At 64.4% G+C, this 20,303-nt stretch carries 18 protein-coding genes; 8 read left to right on the top strand and 10 right to left on the bottom strand.

The window, feature by feature from the left end; translation table 11 throughout:
* Window positions 1-25 precede the first annotated feature (25 nt).
* The 8 genes from AC04PT_RS15685 to AC04PT_RS15650 all read right to left on the bottom strand — a co-directional run bounded on the left by AC04PT_RS15685 (window position 26) and on the right by AC04PT_RS15650 (window position 8,238).
* Window positions 26-1,144, bottom strand: a complete 1,119-nt coding sequence (locus tag AC04PT_RS15685; RefSeq protein ID WP_482874663.1) for a hypothetical protein — start codon at window positions 1,142-1,144, stop codon at window positions 26-28.
* A 103-nt stretch (window positions 1,145-1,247) separates the two neighbouring features.
* On the bottom strand, window positions 1,248-1,454 hold the full coding sequence (locus AC04PT_RS15680; protein ID WP_482874662.1) for a hypothetical protein: 207 nt from the start codon (window positions 1,452-1,454) through the stop codon (window positions 1,248-1,250).
* 68 nt (window positions 1,455-1,522) lie between these two features.
* The gene (locus AC04PT_RS15675; protein ID WP_482874661.1) at window positions 1,523-2,599 is read right to left on the bottom strand and encodes a hypothetical protein; all 1,077 of its coding nucleotides are present in this window, start codon (window positions 2,597-2,599) and stop codon (window positions 1,523-1,525) included.
* A gap of 170 nt (window positions 2,600-2,769) precedes the next feature.
* A complete protein-coding gene (locus tag AC04PT_RS15670) occupies window positions 2,770-4,089 on the bottom strand; it encodes an NAD(P)/FAD-dependent oxidoreductase (RefSeq protein ID WP_482874660.1) in 1,320 nt (439 codons plus the stop codon).
* Window positions 4,089-4,904: an ABC transporter permease gene (locus AC04PT_RS15665; protein ID WP_482874659.1), complete on the bottom strand. Its 816-nt coding sequence runs from the start codon at window positions 4,902-4,904 to the stop codon at window positions 4,089-4,091. The genes AC04PT_RS15670 and AC04PT_RS15665 overlap by 1 nt, the downstream gene beginning before the upstream one ends.
* A 73-nt stretch (window positions 4,905-4,977) precedes the next feature.
* Window positions 4,978-5,868, bottom strand: coding sequence for an ABC transporter permease subunit (locus AC04PT_RS15660; protein ID WP_482874658.1), 891 nt, complete (start codon window positions 5,866-5,868; stop codon window positions 4,978-4,980).
* Window positions 5,869-5,965: 97 nt separating this feature from the next.
* Complete coding sequence (locus tag AC04PT_RS15655; RefSeq protein ID WP_482874657.1) at window positions 5,966-7,087, bottom strand: ABC transporter ATP-binding protein; 1,122 nt, start codon at window positions 7,085-7,087, stop codon at window positions 5,966-5,968.
* 65 nt (window positions 7,088-7,152) lie between these two features.
* On the bottom strand, window positions 7,153-8,238 hold the full coding sequence (locus AC04PT_RS15650) for a polyamine ABC transporter substrate-binding protein (RefSeq protein WP_482874656.1): 1,086 nt from the start codon (window positions 8,236-8,238) through the stop codon (window positions 7,153-7,155).
* A gap of 147 nt (window positions 8,239-8,385) precedes the next feature.
* Here AC04PT_RS15650 and AC04PT_RS15645 point away from each other — a divergent pair, with 147 nt between their 5' ends.
* From AC04PT_RS15645 to AC04PT_RS15630, 4 genes are all read left to right on the top strand, one after another.
* A complete protein-coding gene (locus AC04PT_RS15645) occupies window positions 8,386-9,048 on the top strand; it encodes a GntR family transcriptional regulator (protein WP_482874655.1) in 663 nt (220 codons plus the stop codon).
* A gap of 291 nt (window positions 9,049-9,339) precedes the next feature.
* Window positions 9,340-10,734 (top strand): aspartate aminotransferase family protein, encoded by a 1,395-nt coding sequence (locus tag AC04PT_RS15640; RefSeq protein ID WP_482874654.1) that lies wholly within the window; start codon window positions 9,340-9,342, stop codon window positions 10,732-10,734.
* A 194-nt stretch (window positions 10,735-10,928) separates the two neighbouring features.
* Window positions 10,929-11,762, top strand: a complete 834-nt coding sequence (locus AC04PT_RS15635; RefSeq protein WP_482874653.1) for a c-type cytochrome — start codon at window positions 10,929-10,931, stop codon at window positions 11,760-11,762.
* Window positions 11,763-11,793: 31 nt separating this feature from the next.
* On the top strand, window positions 11,794-12,126 hold the full coding sequence (locus tag AC04PT_RS15630) for a nuclear transport factor 2 family protein (protein ID WP_482874652.1): 333 nt from the start codon (window positions 11,794-11,796) through the stop codon (window positions 12,124-12,126).
* 18 nt (window positions 12,127-12,144) lie between these two features.
* Here the strand turns inward: AC04PT_RS15630 and argE are convergent, their stop codons facing one another.
* The gene (argE, locus tag AC04PT_RS15625; RefSeq protein ID WP_482874651.1) at window positions 12,145-13,290 is read right to left on the bottom strand and encodes an acetylornithine deacetylase; all 1,146 of its coding nucleotides are present in this window, start codon (window positions 13,288-13,290) and stop codon (window positions 12,145-12,147) included.
* Complete coding sequence (locus AC04PT_RS15620; RefSeq protein WP_482874650.1) at window positions 13,287-14,480, bottom strand: M24 family metallopeptidase; 1,194 nt, start codon at window positions 14,478-14,480, stop codon at window positions 13,287-13,289. Before AC04PT_RS15620 ends, argE begins: the two co-directional genes overlap by 4 nt.
* A gap of 382 nt (window positions 14,481-14,862) precedes the next feature.
* Here AC04PT_RS15620 and AC04PT_RS15615 point away from each other — a divergent pair, with 382 nt between their 5' ends.
* The 4 genes from AC04PT_RS15615 to AC04PT_RS15600 all read left to right on the top strand — a co-directional run bounded on the left by AC04PT_RS15615 (window position 14,863) and on the right by AC04PT_RS15600 (window position 20,248).
* Window positions 14,863-15,966 carry an ABC transporter ATP-binding protein gene (locus tag AC04PT_RS15615; RefSeq protein WP_482874649.1) on the top strand — a complete coding sequence of 368 codons (1,104 nt, stop codon included), beginning with the start codon at window positions 14,863-14,865 and terminating at the stop codon, window positions 15,964-15,966.
* A gap of 123 nt (window positions 15,967-16,089) precedes the next feature.
* On the top strand, window positions 16,090-17,229 hold the full coding sequence (locus AC04PT_RS15610; protein ID WP_482874648.1) for an extracellular solute-binding protein: 1,140 nt from the start codon (window positions 16,090-16,092) through the stop codon (window positions 17,227-17,229).
* A 95-nt stretch (window positions 17,230-17,324) separates the two neighbouring features.
* Window positions 17,325-19,064: an ABC transporter permease gene (locus AC04PT_RS15605; protein WP_482874647.1), complete on the top strand. Its 1,740-nt coding sequence runs from the start codon at window positions 17,325-17,327 to the stop codon at window positions 19,062-19,064.
* Between the two features lie 5 nt (window positions 19,065-19,069).
* Complete coding sequence (locus AC04PT_RS15600; RefSeq protein WP_482874646.1) at window positions 19,070-20,248, top strand: ABC transporter permease; 1,179 nt, start codon at window positions 19,070-19,072, stop codon at window positions 20,246-20,248.
* Window positions 20,249-20,303 lie beyond the last annotated feature (55 nt).

Here is a 20,303-nt window from a genome sequence, read left to right as displayed (position 1 = left end):
TCCTTTCCCCCCCCCCGGCACAGGGCTAATAACTCAGCACCCGGCCCCCTGGGCTGACGACGAACTTGCGGACATTGGCGAAGCCGGGCGGGTTCTTCTCGGCCAGCACCTGGAACGGCCGCTGCGGCAGGATGATCGCCCGCTCGGTCCGCGTGGCGCCGGTGTCGATCCCGCGCCCGGAAAACGGATCGAGCGCGAACACCTCGCGCTCCACCGTCCCGAACCAACCGGCGCGCTCTTCCCGGACCCGTTCGCTTTCCAGCACCTCGGTGGTCCAGGCCAGCGTCCAGTCCTCGCCCTCGGGCGATTTCGCCTCGGCCAGCACGTCGCGGATCGGGCCGGTCTGGCGGGTGTAGCTGTGCGAATACATCGGCCCGATGTGGAACCGCCGCAGGCGCTTGGGGTGCAGGTCGGCAAAGCTCTCGTCGAACCCCTTCGCGATGGTCAGAAGCTTCAGTGCGCCCAGGCTTTGCCCCATCAGGTGCCGCTGCACCTCGGGCCAGCGCCGTTCGTCCCGGGGCAGCGCCACCCGGCCCGAATCCTCGACCTCCATCAAGTAGATCGTCGGCAGGTTGATCTGGCTGTCATAGACCGCCCAGTGCACGCGATAGCTCCGCCGTCCCTCGAACCCCTCGATCCAGTCGACCCGCGGATCGTTGCGCGCCCAGAACAGGTGGCCGCGCAGCAATTCCTCGTAATAGAGCCTTTGCGACAGCGCGAATTGCAACCGCGTGGGGATTTCCTGCGCGCCGATGATCTGTTCCACCATCTGGTCCTTCAGCGCCGCGACCGAGGGCATGTTCTCCAGATGCTGTTCGGCCTGCTGCGAGTCATTGGCCATGACCAGCAATTCCTGAAACGCCGGAAATCCGCTCTCCTGCGCGTCGATAGAGAGCGAGCCGAAGAATTGCCCGGTGTCCCGGCCCACCAGCAGGTACTTCATGCTGAGCGCCTTGAAGCTGTATGCGATGCCCCGCACATACCGCGCCAGCACTTTCACGTCCTCACGGCTCAGGTTGCCCTCGGCCTCCATCATCCCGGCCACCCGGCCCAGGTGCGTGGTGATCCGCTCGAACTTGCGAAAGTAGCGGCGGCTGGTGAAAGTGTCGGTCAGCCCGCGATGGTCCGAGGCCGCGTCAGTCATGAAACCACCGGCCTGCGAGGTGCCATGCAACCTGCCTCAAGATCGGTGCGCTTGACGGAATACCACGTATTGCCCGTACCATTTGGAACCTCATTGAATTGCGTCAGTCATCGCTGTCCGCGTCGAATGAGTCGAGAGAGACATGGGTCACCGAGCCGCTGAACGGCCCATCCCCATCGTTGTCGCTTAGCAGCCAGATATCATCATCATGCACCTCGCCCCAACCGCCAATGCCCGAGGCCACGAGGCCCAGCAGGAAACACCATGAAAACTGCGGGGACCAGGGAAAGACGGTCGGCAAGGTCGCCATCAAAAGGAACCAGACGGCTCCTAGCGCAAAGAACGCGATCGCGGTCCGCATACACCACTTGCGCCACCTCATCCCCCATACGCATTGCTGTCGTGCTTCTTGACGATCTCGGCAAAGCGCCGGGCAAAGCGTTCGTCCGCCTTGGCCTTGGCCTCCAGCACGTCGCGGGCAAAGACCATGTGATCCTCGTGCGCTTCCAGCATGTCGGCCATCCGCTGGTTGGTCGCGGTGCCGATCGCGGCCATCGCGGTCTGCGCCTCCTGGTCGGTCTGCACCCCGATCTCGTTGATGCGGTGCGCCACGTCCTGCTGCTGCGCGGTCTTCAGCGATTTCGACAGCGCATCGTACAACACCACCCGCTGCTTGGTGTCGGTCTGCAGCTTGTTGATCAACACCATCTGCGTCGCCGCCTGGTTCTGAAGCGAATCCACCCAGGTCTTGCCCTTTTCGATGTAGCGCTCCAGCGTCTGCGACCGGGCGACTTCCACCTGCTCACGCTGCACCATCTCGTTGTACTGCTGGTTCAGCTCCGCCAGTTCGGTCTCCAGCTTGGTGCGCGCGGCGGCGTCCTGTTCCACCGCGATCTTGTTCTCCAGTTCGATGATCTTCGGATCCATCGCGAGGATCTCGGCCTTGGTGGTCTCGAGCTGCCCGACCGTGGCCTCGCGCTCGTCCAGCGTCTCGCCGAGGTTGGTCTCGACCTTGCCTTTCTGCTCGTTCAGCACCGCCAACTGGTTCTCAAGCAGCTTGGTGATGATGTCCGACTTGGCGATCAGGTCCTGCAACTTGTCGTCGATGTTCGCGGTCTTGATCCGCTCCTGCCGCAGCGCGTCCGACCGGTCCTTGGAAAAGAAGCCGACAAAGCTCTCCCACCCGGTCTTCGACCGCATCTCGTCGAAATCGCGCGAAAAGGCGGCGGTGACGTCATCGAGCCCCATGATCAACTCGGCGATATTGGCGTTCATCACCTCGGTGTGGGCGTGCACGTCCTCCAGCGTCGCGGTCTCGATGTCTATGTCGGCCTCGGTTCCGGTCTTCATCTTCTCGCGCGCGGTCTCGATCCGGGTGGTAATCTCCGAGATCTTGGATTGCGCCTCGGCCACCTGGGCTTGGCTTTCGCGCAGCTGGGTGTCGAAATCGGCCATCTTTAAATGCCCCCTGTTGCAAATACCTGCGTAATATCCTCCCGGCTCGCGCCGGGGCGCGCACCGGTCCCGCGCGAAGTGTGGCAAATGTCCCGTGCAAAAGGAAGCTTGGATTGGGCGGGCGGACGGGCCCCGCCGGCCCAAAGGCCGCGGGCCGGGCCGACGACCGGTCAGTCGAAGGCCGACAGCGCGGTGGTCGCGGCCTGCAACAGGAACCGGCGGTGGCGTCCGAAGGGAAGCGCACGCGGCGGCGTGGCGAAGCCCGGCGGGCAGGGCAGGTCGGGCGCCTCGTCGCGCACCAGACCGGCCAGCAGCCGCCCGGCATAGCTGGCCATGGCGACACCATTGCCGTGATAGGCCAGCCCCGCGAAGGCCCCCGGCAGCTCCGGGATCGCGCCGACGAAGGGCCGGCGGCCGGGCGACAGGCAGACCAGCCCGGACCAGAAGAACGGCCGCTCGACCTCGGTCCAGGCCGGGAACATTGCGCTGAAATCGGCGTGGATCCTGCGCCTCAGCCGGGCATTGGCGCGCGGCGTCGCAAACACCCCGCCGCGCATCCCGAACAGGAAGCGGTTGTCGGGCAGCAGCCGGAAGTAGTGCAAGAGCTTGCGGCTGTCATGCACAAGGTGACGCGCATGCCAGCCCTGTGCGTCGCGCTCCGCGTCGGTCAGGGGCCGCGTGGCAAGGATGTTGGATTGCAACGGCAGATAGCGGCCGCGCAACCAGCCGGGCAGGTCGTCGCTGGAATAGCCGTTGGTCGCCACGATCAGCCGTTCGGCCCTCAGCCGTCCGCGCGGGGTGCTCAGGGTAAAGCCCCCCTCCCGCGCGATGGCCGTCACCGGCGAGGCGTCGTGCAGCACCGCCCCCACCGCCTCGGCCGCGCGCGCCAGCCCGAGCAGGTATTTGCGGGGATGTATCCCGAAGCCCACCGGGGTGGTCATCCCGCCGTGAAATCCGGGCCCCATGCCCAGCCCCGGCAGGTCGGCGGCCTCGTGCAACGTGGCCGTCACGCCATAGTCGCGCGTCACCTCTCCGGCCTCGTGCCGCAGTGCCGCCATCGCGCGCGGGCTGTGCGCCAGCACCGTCTCGCCGCCCTCCTGCACATCGGCCGCGATCCCCTGGCGCGCCAGCAACGCGCGCACCAGCGACACCGAGGCCAGCTCCGCATCCCTCTGCGCCCGCCAGCCCGCCTCGCCGAACCGGCGGCGCATCTCGCGCGACGACATCAGCGACGACCCGAGGCAGCAGAACCCCGCGTTGCGCCCCGAGGCGCCCCAGCCGATCCGCTCCGCCTCCAGCACAACCGCCTGCACCCCGGCCTCGGCCAGATGTAAGGCCGCCGACAGCCCGGTATAGCCGCCGCCGATCACCGCCACCTCGGCCCGGGCGTCGCCGTCCAACGGTGGTCGCGGCGGGGCGGCCTGATCGTTCCACAGGCACTGCGCCAGCGGCCCCCCGGAATAGGCATAGGTTTCGTAAAGCCGCCGCATCAGGCGCGGACGGCGGCTTGCTGCTCGGCCTGTTGCCGGATGCTGGCGCGCTTCGAAACCAGCGAGGCGGTGATGACGCCCACGGTGACGATGCCGATCATGATGGTCGACAAGGCGTTGATCTCGGGCGAGACGCCCAGCCGCACGGCCGAGAAGATCTTGATCGGCAGCGTGGTGGCCGAGGGCCCGGCGGTGAAGGACGCGATCACCAGATCGTCGAGCGACAGGGTGAAGGCCAGCAGCCAGCCGGAAATGACGGCGGGCGCGATGATCGGCAGCGTCACCAGCCGGAACGCCTCGAACGGGGTGCAGCCAAGGTCCAGCGCCGCTTCCTCCAGAGAGCGGTCGAAGCTGACCAGCCGCGACGACACCACCACCGAGACGTAGCACATCGAAAACGTGGTGTGCGCGAGGATGATGGTCAGAATGCCCCGGTCCAGCCCGATGCCGATGAACAGCAGCAGCAGCGACAGCCCGGTGATCACCTCGGGCATCACCAGCGGCGCATAGATCATGCCGGAAAACAGCGTCCGCCCGTGAAACCGCCCGGCGCGGACCAGCACGTAGGCTGCCATCGTGCCCAGCACGGTGGCGATGGTGGAAGAGGCCACGGCGACGCGGATGGTGACCCACGCGGCATCGAGGAAAGCCTCGTTCTGCAACAACTCGGCATACCAGCGGGTCGAGAACCCGGCCCAGACGGTGACCAGCTTCGAGGCGTTGAAGCTGTAGATCACCAGGATCACCATCGGCAGGTAGAGAAAGGCGAAGCCCAGCGTCAGCGACACCGCGTTGAAGGCGGAAAAGCGTCTCATGCGGTTTTCCCCGTGGCCACGATTTCCTCGCAGGAAATCGGCCCGAAATCTTTCCAAGATTTCGCGTGCACCTTCATCCCTCGGCCTCCCGCTGTTTCTGCTCGTTGCGCTGGAACAGGATGATCGGCACGATCAGGATCAGCAGCAGGATCACCGCCACGGCGCTGGCCACCGGCCAGTCGCGGTTGTTGAAGAACTCCTCGAACAGAACCTTGCCGATCATCAGCGTCCCCGATCCGCCCAGCAGCGACGGGATGACGAATTCGCCCACCACCGGGATGAACACCAGGAAGCACCCCGCGATGATGCCCTGTTTCGACAGCGGCACCGTGACCAGCCAGAAGGCCTGCAGGCGCGAGCAGCCCAGGTCCTCGGCGGCTTCCAGCAGGCTGTCGTCCATCTTTTCCAGCGCCGAATAGATCGGCAGGATCATGAACGGCAGATAGGTATAGACCACCCCGATATAGACCGCGACATTGGTGTTGAGGATGGTCAGCGGTTCCGAGATCAGGCCGAGGTTCAGCAAGAGCCCGTTCAGCAGCCCCTCGTTCGACAGGATCCCCATCCAGGCGTAGACGCGGATCAGGAAGCTGGTCCAGAACGGCAGGATCACCAGCATCAGCAGTGTCGGCCGCCATTCCGGCGCGGCGCGCGCCATGCCATAGGCGATCGGATAACCCACCAGCAGCGTCAGCACGGTCGAGACAAGGGCGATGCGGACCGAGGACAGGTAGGCCTTCCAGTAGAGATCGTCCTGGGTGAGCCAGGTGAAGTTCTCCATGTCGAGCTGGCTCAGGAAGTCCTTGAACCCGGCCCAGCCCTCCGACAGGTCGAGCGTCGGCGTATAAGGCGGAATGGCGATGGCCGTGTCCGAGAGCGAGATCTTCAGGACGATGAGGAACGGCACGAGGAAGAGTGCCAAGAGCCAGAGGTAGGGGATGGCAATGAGGGTCAGGCGGCGCATTGGAATCCCCTTCTGCCGTCAAGCGAAGTCGGAACACCTCGCAAACGCTTCACCCGGCGCACGCGCGTCTCCGAGGCAAATGTCGCAACACCCATCCTCATCCCTCCAGCAAAACCGCGGCCGTATCGGTCCAGCTCAGCCAGACCTCGTCCTCCCAGGTCAGCTGCCGCCGCGACAGCCGCCGCGTGTTCGCCGTCTGCGCCTTGAACATCTGCCCGTTCGACAGTTCCACGTGATAGGTCGACAGGTTCCCCAGATAGGCGATGTCGTGAATACGCCCCTTCACCCGGTTGTGCGCATCCGGTTCCTCCGTGCTGATCGTCACCTTCTCGGGCCGCATCGCCAAAGAACACCGCTGGCCCTTTTCCAGCCGCTTGTCCGCCCGTGTATGAAACGGATGCTCCCCTTCCGCCCAATGCACCTCGTACCCATCATCGTAAGGGTCGACCGTCCCTTCGATGATATTCACCTCGCCAATGAAATTCGCCACGTAAACCGAATTCGGCTGCTCGTAGATCTCGGCCGGGGTCGCCACCTGCACGATCCGCCCCTCGTCCATCACCGCCACGCGGCTGGCCACGGTCATCGCCTCTTCCTGATCATGTGTCACGATCACGAAGGTCGTTCCGGTCTTTTCCTGTATGTCCATCAGCTCGAACTGGGTCTGCTGGCGCAGCTTGGCGTCCAGCGCCCCCAGCGGCTCATCCAGCAGCAGCAATTTCGGCGCTTTCGCCAAGGACCGCGCCAGCGCCACGCGCTGCCGCTGCCCGCCCGAGATCTGGTGCGGCTTTCTGGCGGCGAAACGCTCCAGCCGGGTCAGCCGCAGCATCTCGGCCACCCGCGCCTCGATCTCGTCCTTGCCTTTGCCCTCGCGTTTCAGCCCGAAGGCGATGTTGTCCGATACCGTCAGATGCGGAAACAGCGCGTAGGACTGGAACATCATGTTCACCGGCCGCTTGTTGGGCGGAACCTGCGCCATGTCCTGCCCGGCAATCAGGATCTGGCCCGAGGTGGGCGTCTCGAACCCCGCCAGCATCCGCATCATCGTCGTCTTGCCGCAACCCGACGGGCCGAGCAGGGCAAAGAACTCCTGCGCGTAGATGTCCTGCGTCAGATTGTCGATCGCCACGAAATCCCCGAACCGCTTGGTGACCCCCTTGAACTGGATCAGCGGGGTCTGGTCGGGATCGTCCCATGGGGCAAAGACGGCTTGGGGCATGCAAACTCCAGTCGACAGTCACAAAAAAGGCCCGCGCTCTTGGAAAAGCGCGGGCCCGTATCGGATCAGGTGCCGGACTTGATCTTGGTCCAGAGCCGGGTCACCACCCGCTGCACCTTCGGCGGATAGGGCGTGGTGGTATAGGTGTTGTCCATCGCCTCGGGCGAGGGATAGATCGCCGGGTCGTTGATCACGTCCTCGTTCAGCATCTCCTGCGATGCCTCGTTGCCGTTGGCGTAATAGACATAGTTCGACGCCGCGGCCATGTTCTCGGGTTCCATGATGAAGTTCAGGAACTTGTGCGCGCCCTCGGGGTTCGGCGCATCCACCGGGATCGCCATCATGTCGAACCACATCTGCGCGCCCTCGTTCGGCGCGTAGTATTCGATCACCACGCCGTTGTCGGCCTCCAGCGCCCGGTCACGCGCCTGCAGCACATCACCCGACCAGCCCACCGCGACGCAGATGTCGCCGTTGGCCAGCGCGTTGATGTACTCGGACGAATGGAACTTCTGGATATGCGGCCGGATCGGCGCGTAGACCGCCTCGGCCTTGGCGATGACCTCCGGATCATGGCTGTCCGGGTCCTCGCCGATATAGTTCAGCGCCGCCGGGATCATCTCGGCCGGGGCGTCAAGGAAATGCACGCCGCAGTCCGCCAGTTTTTCCATGTTCTCGGGTTTGAACACCAGGTCCCAGCTGTCGATCGGGGCGTCCTCGCCCAGCAGTTCCTTGACCTTGCCGGTGTTCACGCCAAGGCCCGTGGTGCCCCACATGTAGTTGATCGCATGGGCATTGTCGGGGTCGTATTTCGCGGTCCGGTCCGAGATCACATCCCACATGTTTTCAAGGTTGGGCAGCTTCGCCTTGTCCAGCGGCTGGAACGCGCCGGCTGCGATCTGGCGTTGCAGGAATGTGCCGGTGGGCACCACAACGTCATAGCCCGAACCGCCGGCCAGCATCTTGGTCTCCAGCACCTCGTTCGAATCGAACACGTCATAGATCAGCTCGATCCCGGTCTCCTGCTCGAATTTCTCCAGCAGGCTTTCGTCGATGTAATCCGACCAGTTGTAGACGCGGACCTCTTCGGCCACCGTGGCCGAGGCGACAAGCGCCAGCGTCGCGGTGCAGGTCATCAGGGTATTTTTCATGTCAGGCTCCCGTTGGGTCTCGGCGGTCGTTTCCGCTTGCCGCCTCGTCTGGATTTGATCAAATTATGCCCAGCAGGGCAATATGGAAATGCAATCACGGGCAGGTTAAAGTCGCAAGACCCGACGAAGTGGTGAGAAATCAGGCAGATGAACGACATTTCGAAACAGCCCGCCGCGCCCGGCCTGCCGGCCCATGAGCAGGTCTACCGCGAGGTACGGTCACTGCTGCTTTTCGGCGAGATGCCGCCCGGCGCGCCGGTGACGATCCAGGGCCTGACCGGGCAGCTCGGTGCCGGCATGACCCCCGTGCGCGAGGCGATCCGTCGCCTGACCGCCGAAGGCGCGCTGGTGTTTCAGGGCAATCGCCGCGTTTCGGTGCCGGTGCTCGACGCCGGCGCGGTAAGCGAACTGATCCACGCCCGCGTGGCGATCGAACCCGAACTCACCCGCCGCGCCAGCGCCCATGCCGGTCCGGACGATGTGACCACCCTCAGGTCCATCGACACCCGTCTCGACGAATCGATCGCACGCGGCGATGTGCGCGGCTACCTTGAGCAGAACTACCGCTTCCACCTGCATCTCTACCGGTTGGCAGAGGCCCCGATCCTGCAACAGCTTGCCGAGGGCCTCTGGCTGCGATTCGGCCCCTCCTTGCGCGTGGTCTGCGGCCGCTACGGCACCCAGAGCCTGCCCGACCAGCACAAGGCGATGCTCGACGCGATCGGCTCGGGCGACGGGAATGCCGCTGCCGCCGCCATGGAGAACGACGTGCGGCAGGGCATGGAGCAGATCCTCCAGACCCTGGACTGACGCCAGCGACCGCCGCCCTGCGCGGAATCAAGGCCGCAGGCCGCCGCGCAATCGTTATGCGAAAGGCATGCCTCCGGCATGACCCGCCCCCCGGGGCGGCGATAGGCTGATGGATCCCTGACAATCTCAAAGTCTACGGTGACTGATCGATGAAGTGGCTCCCATTCTCGACGGGACGCCACCCCGCGGGTCGGCGATTGCCCGGCTCCCACCAAGCGACACCGATTCGATTGACACGCCAAAATTTGATCATATTCTGGCCGCCACACCTCGAGCGCCGGGAGTCTCCGCATGAACAAGATCACCAACCACCTGCCCACCGCCGAACTCCAGCGTCTCGACGCCGCGCATCACATGCACCCGTTCACCGCCAACGGCCCGCTGGCCGACACCGGGGTTCGGGTCATCACCCGCGCCGACGGCATCTGGCTGACCGACAGCGAAGGCGAGGAAATTCTCGACGGCATGTCGGGCCTGTGGTGCGTCAACCTCGGCTACGGACGCGAGGAACTGGTGGACGCCGCGGCCCGCCAGATGCGCGAACTGCCGTTCTACAACACCTTCTTCCAGACCACCCACATCCCCGCCATCGCGCTGGCCGAGAAACTGGCCGAGATCGCGCCGGGCGACCTCAACCACGTGTTCTTCGCCGGTGGCGGGTCCGAGGCCAACGACACCAACATCCGCATGGTGCGCCACTACTGGGCGATGAAGGGCCAGCCCGAACGCACTGTCATCATTTCCCGCAAGAACGCCTATCACGGATCCACCGTCGGATCGGGCAGCCTTGGCGGCATGTCGGGCATGCATGCGCAGGGCGGGCTGCCGATCCCCGACATCCACCACATCCCGCAACCCGACTGGTGGTCCGAAGGCGGCGACACGGACCCCGAGGCCTTCGGCCTGTCCCGCGCCCGCGAACTGGAAACCGCCATTGAGGACATCGGCCCCGAACGCATCGCCGCCTTCATCGGTGAGCCGGTGCAGGGCGCCGGCGGCGTCATCGTGCCGCCCGCCAGCTACTGGCCCGAGATCCAGCGCATCTGCGACAAGTACGGCATCCTCCTGATCGCGGACGAGGTGATCTGCGGCTTCGGGCGCACCGGCAACTGGTTCGGGTCGCAGACCATGGGCATCCGGCCGCACATCATGACCGTCGCCAAGGGCCTGTCGTCGGGCTACGCGCCGATCGGCGCCTCGATCGTCTGCGACGAGGTGGCCGAGGTGATCGGCCGCGACGAATTCAACCACGGCTACACCTACTCCGGCCACCCGGTCGCCGCCGCCGTGGCGCTGGAGAACCTGCGGCTGATGCAGGACGAGAAGGTGGTCGAGCACGTCCGCGACGTCGCCGCGCCCTACTTCCGCGACAAGTGGCTGTCGCTGGCCGATCACCCGCTGGTCGGCGAGGCGAAGGTCTGCGGCCTGATGGCCTCGATCGCGCTGACGCCGGACAAGGCCAGCCGAGCCGCCTTTGCCTCGGACGGCGGCACCGTGGGCTACATCTGCCGCGAGTTCTGCTTCGCCTCGAATCTGGTGATGCGCCATGTCGGCGACCGCATGATCTCGGCCCCGCCGCTGGTGATCACGCCGGCAGAAATCGACGTGCTGATCGACCGCGCCCGCGCCGCGTTGGACAAGACGCTGGAAAAGATCCGCAACGACGGGCTCTACAAGGCGGCGTGATCCCAAGGCGCGCTTTTCAAGCGCACAGGTTGGTGTGTTGGGGGCGCTGCCCCCAAGCCCCCGGGATATTTCCGAACCAGTGAAGGATTGGACGGCGCCCCTGCACAAACCACGTTAAAAAAACGAGATTTTCCTCTATGATCCTTCCTGTCCGGGTCGAGTCGATCCGGCGATTTGAAGAAGGAGATTTTAACGTGAAACACGCCACGATTGCTGTATTTTCGACCGTTCTCGCGTTGCCCGCTTTCGCTGAAAGCCACATGGACCGCGGCGAATACCTTGTCACCACGGTCATGGCCTGCGGCAATTGCCATTCGCCGATGGGGCCGGACGGTCCGATCGCCGATCAGGCGCTGGGCGGCCGGCTGGTGGAAAAGACCGACATGTTCACCGCCATCGCGCCCAACATCACGCCGGCCGGCCGGGTGTCGGGATGGTCGGACGAAGAGCTTGCCCGCGCCATCCGCGAGGGCATCCGCCCGGACGGCTCGGTGATCGGACCGCCGATGCCGTTTCCGATGTACCGCCAGATTGCCGATGACGACCTGAGCGCCATCGTCGCCTATCTGCGCAGCGTTCCGGCGGTGGACAACGATCCCGGCACCTCGGAGTACAACATGCCGCTGCCGCCCGCCTACGGCCCGCCGGTCGACAGCGTCACCGCGCCCGAACCGGCCGTGAACGCCGAATACGGCGCCTATGTCACCGCGCTGGCGCATTGCATGGAATGCCACAGCCCGCTGACGCCGCAGGGGCCGGACCTCAGCGAAGAGGGTTATGGCCGCGGCGGGTTCGAGTTCCACGGGCCGTGGGGAACGTCGGTCTCGGCCAACCTGACCAACCATCCGGACGGGCTGGCCGACTACAGCGACGACGAGATCAAGACCATGATCACCAAGGGCATGCGACCCGACGGCGAAAGGATGATGCCGCCGATGCCCTATGGCTACCTCGCCGGCATGAGCGCCCAGGACCTGGACGCCATCGTCGCTTACCTGCGCACCATTCCGGGCAAGCCAGACCTGTAACGCCGGTTTCCGGCAGAAAAGGAGAAACGTGATGGCTGTATTCGAAAAGATGGAGGCCGCGATCCAGAACAACGCGGTGGATCAGTATGCGGAGCTGATGGCGGAGGATTTTACCTTCGTCCGCCACCAGAGCGGCTCGGAACTCAACAAGGCGCAGACCCGCGAGTTGCTGGAAAAGATGTTCGTCTCCGGTTCGGAAGCGATGGGACCGCGCCGCAAGATCTACGAAAACGACGACATTTTGGTCACCCATTCGGTCAACGACTACCCGGATGGCAGCCGTGAGGCGGTGATCGGCGTCTATTCCCTGAAAAACGGCAAGATCACCCGGCTGGAGACCGGCGCGACCCCGATCAACAAGTGATTTGGCTGAAGGGCCGGGTCAGGCGACCCGGTCCAGCATGTCCAGACAGGCCTGCATCTGGCTGACGGTGACGAATTCGTCGGCCATATGCGCCTGCTCGATGCTGCCCGGTCCGCAGACCACCACGTCAGTGCCCAGCCCCTGAAACAGCCCGGCCTCGGTGCCGAAGGCCACGAGGTCCGTGCCGTTCGCCCCGGTCAGCCGGGCCACGAGGTCGCGGGCCTCGTTGGCCTCCATCGGTTCCAGCCCCGGCACCTCGCCGATGCATTCGACGGCGATATCGGCCTCGGGGTCGACGGCGCGCATCGCCGGGCGCAGCACGTGATCGACGAAATGCTCCATCTCGCCCTTCACGAAATCCGCGTCGCCCCATTGCACCGGCCGCATCTCCCACGCCACCTCGGCCATGGCGGCGATGACGTTGTGGGCGTGGCCGCCGTGAATCGCGCCGATGTTGATCGTCGACCAGGGCGGCACGAACCGGCTGTGGGTCGGCGTCCGCGCCTTCAGGTCCTCGCGCAACTCCAGCAGCCGGGTGACATAGCGCGCCGCGTATTCCGCCGCGTTCACCCCACGGTCGGGGGCCGAGCCATGGCCCTCCAGTCCGCGAAACCGCGCGGTGTATTCGCAGCACCCCTTATGGCCCTCGATGATGCGCATCGACGTCGGCTCACCGACGATCGCCATGTCCGGGCGGATCTCCATCCTGCGCAGGCTGTCGACAAGCGCCTGCCCGCCCAGGCAGCCGGTCTCCTCGTCGTAGGTAAAGGCGAAATGCACCGGGCGGCGCAGATCGCGCTGCGCATATTCCGCCGCCATCACCGTGGCGCAGGCGATGAACCCCTTCATGTCGCAGGTCCCGCGACCGTAGAGCGCGCCGCGATGCTCAACCATTTCGAAAGGATCGGACGACCAAGGTTGTTCCAGCACCGGCACCACGTCGGAATGGCCCGACAGCATCAGACCGCCTTCCTCCTCCGGTCCTATGGTGGCAAAAAGGTTCGCCTTGGTGCCGCTGTCGTCGGCGAGGATGCGCACCCTTGCGCCCGCGTCCTCCAGCCGGGTGGCGAGGTAGCCGATCATTTCCAGATTGCTGTCCGAGGACACCGTGGGATAGGCGATCAACTCGCCCAGCAGGGCAACAGAGTCTTCCAGATGGCTCATTTCACCGTCACCATCCGCGGCCGGTCGCAGAAGGTCTCGGCCGCGCCGTCGGGCTTGATCAGGATCGACTCGGTGATCTCCAGACCCCAATCCTCCATCCACAACCCCGGCATGAAGTGGAAGGTCATGCCCGGTTCCAGCACGGTTTCATCCTCCGAACGCAGCGATATGGTCCGCTCGCCCCAGTCCGGCGGATAGCTGAGGCCGATGGGATAGCCGCAGCGTGCCGCGCGCTTGATGTCGGATTTGCCCAGCTCGTCGGCCAGCGCATTGGCCATGTCACAGGCACGGTTGCCGGCGCGGGCCACTTCGATTCCGGCCTCCAGCCCGCGCACCAGCGCCTCCTCAGCCCGCTTCAGAAAATCCGGCGGCGTGCCAAGGAAGATCGTCCGGCAGAGCGGCGCGTGATAGCGGCGATAACAGCCCGAGATCTCGAAAAACGTCGCCTCGCCGCCGGCGAAGGCCTTGCCGTTCCATGTCAGGTGCGGCGCCGCGGCGTCCGGACCGGACGGCAGCAGCGGCACGATTGCGGGATAATCCCCCCAGTGCCCGTCCGCGCCCGAGACCGCATCGGCCATCGCCGCCGCCACCACCTCGTTCTTCGGCACGCCCAGCTCGGTCCGCTCCATCAGCCCGTCGATGATCTTCTCGGAAATTCGCGCCGCCCGGCGCATGAACACGATCTCTTCGTCGGATTTCACCGCCCGGCACCAGTTCACCAAGGCCGTCGCATCGATGAACGCGCACTGCGGCAGCGCGTTCACCAGTTCTTCGTGCGCCTTGGCGGAGTAGTAATAGTTCTCCATCTCCACCCCGATCCGCGCCGCCGAGATCTCGAGGTCGCCGATTCGCACAGCCAGATCCTGCATCGGATGGCGGTCCACCGACTGCACGAAGTGATCGGCATAGCCAAGCACCCGGTCGTCATCCATCCACACCGTCCGAAGCGCGCCATTGGCGTCCTGCGCCCGGCCCCACCAGATCGGATCGGCGTCGGGCAGCACGATCACCCCCTGATGAACGTAGAACGACCAGCCGTCATAGGCGGTCAGCCAGGCCATGTTCGACGGATCCGTCACCAGCAGCGCATCCAGTTCCTTGTCGGCCATGGCGGCGCGAACCTTGGCCAGACGGCGGGCATATTCGCCCTCCGAGAACGGAATGTCCTTGGCGAAACGGTGATGCGGCATGGGTGACCTCCTGACGTCCGACTGGTGGCAAGGCTGGCCGCTCCTCCGCAAGAGCGCACGACCATTAACGACATAAGCCGCCGCAAATTGCACAAAATTCCCGCGCCCCGGGTGAGTCGCCAGCACGCGCGCTGAAATCTGCGACACTTGCCCGCTTTCATGCCCCGGATCCGTAACAGGAATGCCCTGAAAATGGCAATTCCTGTGAAAACCGAGGCCACGCCCGCAGTCGATCTTCCTGATTTGAGCGGCTGAACTGTCCACTTGTCCTGCGATGCCGCTATTAAGCGGTAAAGCGTCGCACAACAGTTGCAGTCCTTCCCGATGCGAGGTTTACTCTCCCGCAACAAGGGGAAAACCCGCAGACCATCAGGGAGCCGCAATGGCAGATAGCTCAGGAGCCGACGCATTCGTCGAATTCGAACGTGTGCAAAAAAGCTATGACGGTGAAACGCTCGTCGTCAAAGACCTCAATCTCTCCATGCCGAAGGGCGAGTTCCTGACCATGCTCGGGCCGTCGGGCTCCGGCAAGACCACCTGCCTGATGATGCTCGCAGGGTTCGAGACCGCCACCCACGGCGACATTCGCCTCGGCGGCACTTCGATCAACAACATCCCGCCGCACAAGCGCGGCATCGGCATGGTGTTCCAGAACTACGCGCTGTTCCCGCACATGACGATCGCCGAGAACCTCAGCTTCCCGCTCGAGGTGCGCAAGATGAACAAGTCCGAGCGCAAGGAGAAGGTCCAGCGCGCGCTCGACATGGTCGAAATGGGCAAGTTCGGCGGCCGCCGTCCGGCGCAGCTTTCGGGCGGTCAGCAGCAGCGGGTCGCACTGGCGCGCGCGTTGGTGTTCGAACCCGAGCTGGTGCTGATGGACGAACCGCTCGGCGCGCTCGACAAGCAGCTGCGCGAAAAGATGCAGTTCGAGATCACCGACCTCGCGCACCGTCTGGGCATCACCACGGTCTACGTGACCCACGACCAGACCGAGGCGCTGACGATGTCCGACCGGGTCGCCGTGTTCGACGATGGCCGCATCCAGCAGCTTGCCCCGCCCGACCAGCTCTATGAAGAGCCGGAAAACAGCTTCGTGGCGCAGTTCATCGGCGAAAACAACACGCTGGAAGGCACCATCAAGGAAATCAACAACGGTCTAGCGCTGGTTCAGCTCGACGACGGCGAATTGATCGACTGCAAGCCGATCAACGTGCATGAAGTGGGTCAGCGCACCCGCGTCTCGATCCGTCCCGAGCGGGTGGAATTCAACAAGGACCGGATGCCAGAAGGCGCGCATACGCTGAAGGCCGAGGTGCTGGAATTCATCTACATGGGCGATATCTTCCGCACCCGCCTGCGCGTTGCCGGCAACAGCGATTTCATCGTCAAGACCCGCAACGCGCCCGATCAGGTGCGCCTGAAACCGGGCGAGCAGATCGAGATCGGCTGGCTGCCCGAAGATTGCCGCGCGCTCGACGCGCCTTAGGTTAAATCTTGCCGCGCGGTCCCGGCAGGGGCCGCACGCCAACCCCATGCGGACCGGCAGGGCGTCACCCGTCGCAGGCCGGAACGCAAGTTCAAGTTCACGGGTAACTACAGGGAGCAAAATATGAAAATCACGAAAATCCTTCTGGCAACCTCTGCGATGACAGTGGCCGGTGGCCTCGCCTTCGCGGAATCCCATGCCGAGATGGAAGCCTGCGAAAACTGCGCCAACGACATGACACTCGTGTCCTGGGGCGGTGCCTACCAGAACTCGCAGATCAAGGCCTACGCCGAACCCTACATGGAAATGCACCCCGACGTGTCGGTGTCCTGGGATGAATCCTCGGCCGAGGCCGTCGCCAAGCTGCGCGCCATGAACGAAGCCGGCAACATCACCTGGGATCTGGTCGATGTCGTGGCCTCCGACGCCATCCGTCTGTGCGACGAAGGCCTCGCGCTGGAAATCGACCCCGACGAAGACCTGGCCGCCGCGCCCGACGGCACGAGCGCCGAGGACGACTTCGGCGACCTTCTGGTGTCGGACTGCTTCATCCCGCAGATCGTCTACTCCACCACCTTCGGCTACCGCACCGACCTGGTGCCCGAAGGCGCCGAGCCGCCGTCCAACATCTGCTCGGTCTTCGACCTGGAAACCTATCCCGGCAAGCGCTCGCTCGAAAAACGCCCGATCAACAACATGGAATGGGCGCTGCTCTGTGACGGCGTGGCCAAGGAAGACGTCTACGACGTGCTCGAAACCGAAGAGGGCCAGCAACAGGCGCTCGACAAGCTGGGCACCATCAAGGATCAGGTTGTCTGGTGGTCCGCCGGTGCCGACACGCCGCAGCTTCTGGCTGATGGCGAAGTCTTCATGGGCTCGACCTACAACGGCCGCCTGTTCAGCGTGATTGAAGAGCAGGATCAACCGGTCGCGATGATGTGGGACGCGCAGGTCTTCGACCTCGACGGATGGATCATCCCCGCCGACCTGCCGGAAGATCGCATGAACCGCGTCAAGCACTTCGTCAAGTTCGCCACCGACACCCAGCGTCTGGCGGATCAGGCCAAGTACATCTCCTACGGCCCGGCGCGCGAAAGCTCGGCTCCGCTGGTCGGCCAGCACGCCGATCTAGGCATCGACATGGCCCCGCACATGCCGACCGATCCGAACAACGCGCAGAACACCTTTCTCTACAACTACGAATGGTGGGCTGACTACCGCGACGACATCGACGCCAAGTTCCAGGCGTGGCTGGCACAATAAGCCCGCGGGCTGACTGAACGACCGGAGGGGCCGTGCGCGGCCCTTCCGACCCCATAAAACACGCAGGTCAAAGACTGCGGCAGAGGGAAAGACAGATGAGCGATCTCAAGGCAACCGGCCCCCAGACGATGTCGGCGCCGACCCCCGAAGATGCATTCCACGAGGTCGAGGCCACCGATTCCCGCGGACGGCTGGTGACAGCCGACGGCAAATCGCTCAAATCCTCGCTCAACCGTGCGCTGCGGGTGCAGAAGATGCGCGCGCTGATGCTGATCGCGCCGCTGCTGATCTTCGTGCTGGTGACATTCATCGCGCCGATTGCCTCGATGCTGTTCCGCTCGGTCGAGAACGAGATCGTGTCGAACACCCTGCCGCTGACCACGGCCTCGCTCGAGGACTGGGACGGCACCACCGGCGAGGTCCCCCAAGAACCCGTCTTCCAAAACCTGTTCTTCGACCTGTTCCTCGCCGCCGAAGCCAAGGAGCACACCAAGCTCGGCACCCGCCTCAATTACGAACAGACCGGCGTGTCCTCGCTGTTCCGCCAATCCGGCCGCAGTCTCGACGACATTGCCGAGGTCTATCAGGACCCGCTCGAAGACCTCAATGATGCTTGGGGCGACGGCGCGGTCTGGTACGAACTGATGAGCGGCACCGGCGACGGCAACACCGATCTCGTCACCTCCGAACGCCGCCGCTACAACCGGCTGACCAGTTCCGAGGCGCGCGGCGACATCGGCTTCGTCCCGTCGCGTGAGATCTCCGAGATCCTGCCCCGCACCGCACAGGCCTACACCGCCTTCGCCACCTTCACCGTCTACGCCGACGAAGATGTCGTGGCCGAGGAAGACCCGTGGGAAGCGGTTTATGCCGCCCTCGCGCTCGACCTGAAACGGGACGGCGCGGCCGAGGCCATCGCCGCCTATGACGGCCCGCAGGCAGACCTGCTGAAAGAAGCCGCCGGGATCGCCGACGAGTTGCCCGAGCCGAACTTCCGCGCCGCCTTTGAAGAGATCGACGAGGACTGGACCGCCTTCGAGACCTGGCAGACGCTGCAGACCTACAGCCCGAAATACACCAACGGCTATTTCCTCAACTCCGTCGACCTGAAGAAAACCGCCGACGGTTTCGAGCCGCGCCCCGAGAACGAACGCATCTACATCACCCTGTTCCAGCGCACGATCTTCATGTCGCTGGTGATTACCGGGTCCTGCATTCTTCTGGCCTATCCGGTGGCCTGGATCCTCGCCAACCTGCCGATGCGTCAGGCCAACCTCTTGATGATCCTCGTGCTGCTGCCGTTCTGGACCTCGCTGCTGGTCCGCACCTCGGCCTGGAAGGTGATGCTGCAACAGCAGGGGGTGATCAACGACGTGCTGGTCTGGCTGGGGCTGGTCAATGACGCCGGGCGGCTGGTGATGATCAACAACCAGTTCGGCACCATCGTGGCGATGACCCACATCCTGCTGCCGTTCATGATCCTGCCGATGTATTCGGTGATGCAGACCATCCAGCCGTCCTACCTGCGCGCCGCCAAGTCGCTGGGCGCGACCAACTGGACAGCCTTCTGGCGGGTCTACTTCCCGCAGTCGGTGCCGGGCATCGGGGCCGGGTCGATCCTCGTCTTCATCCTGTCCATCGGCTACTACATCACGCCCGAGATCGTCGGCGGCACCAAGGGTGTCTTCATCTCGAACCGGATCGCCTATCACATCTCGTCCTCGCTCAACTGGGGCCTCGCGGCCGCGCTGGGGACGATATTGTTCGCGGTGGTCCTGATCCTCTACTGGGCCTACGACAAGATCGTCGGCATCGACAACGTGAAGCTGGGATAAGAGACATGGCCGCACTGACACCGATCGAACCCAAGCCGTTCTCTTTCGTCGCGCCGGTCATGGCCGCCGTCGGGGGCTTCATGGGCCTGCTCGTGGGTATCGCCAACGACGCCCCCTTCATCGGCCTGGTGATAGGCGCGGCCCTGTTGGCCGGCCTTGCCTGGCTGTTTACCCACACCTGGCGGCAGGAAAAGCCGGCCAAGTGGATCATGATCGCGGGCTTCGGCCTCGCCGGCTTCCTGCTGGGCGGCGTCTCGGCGGCGATCATGGGGCTCTTGTTTGGCTGGTTCGTCGGCTGGTTCCTGTTCTGGATCGCCGAAGGCCGCTACCGGGCCAAGCTGGCGCCCTACCTGACACCCGGACAGGTGCTCTGGGAATACACCTTCATCGTGATCTGCGGCGCGATCTTCATCTTCCTGATCACACCGATCATCGTGGTGATGCCGCTGAGCTTCAACGCCGAGGACTTCTTTACCTTTACCCCGGAAATGCTGCGCCTCGATCCCGAAGGCTATTCGCTGAAACACTATCGCGACTTCCTGACCAACTCGGAATGGACATCCGCGGTCTGGAACTCGGTCAAGATCGCGCCGGTCGCAACGCTGATCTCGGTCTCGCTGGGCACCCTCGCCGCGATCGGCCTCAGCCAGAGCCACGTGCCCTTCAAGCGGTCGATCATGGCGGTGCTGATCTCGCCGATGATCGTGCCGCTGATCATCTCGGCCACCGGCATGTACTTCTTCTATTCCTCGATCGGCATTCAGGGCACCTACTGGGGCATCGTGCTGGCCCACGCCGTGCTGGGCATTCCCTTCGTGATCATCACCGTGACCGCGACGCTGGTCAGCTTCGACACTTCGCTGACCCGCGCCGCCGCCAACATGGGCGCCGACCCGGTGACCACCTTCTTCCGGGTGCAGATGCCGCTGATCCTGCCCGGCGTGATTTCGGGCGGGCTCTTCGCCTTCATCACTTCGTTCGACGAGGTCGTGGTGGTGATCTTCCTCGGCAGCGCCGAATGGCAGACCCTGCCGTGGCAGATGTTCACCGGCCTGCGCGAACAGATCTCGCCCACCATCCTGGCGGCCGCGACCATCCTCGTGACGATCTCGATCGCGCTGCTGGCGACGGTCGAAATGCTCCGCCGCCGCTCGGAACGCATGCGCGGCATGAGCCCGGGGTAGGGCAGATGCGGGGCCCCCGTCAGGCGAGGGGGGCTTTTGTACAAAACAGGGGGTG

This window comes from Litorisediminivivens sp. KMU-197 (genome assembly GCF_056858395.1).
The sequence above is the reverse complement of the archived record's forward strand: the minus strand, read 5'-3'. Positions and strand labels throughout refer to the sequence as shown.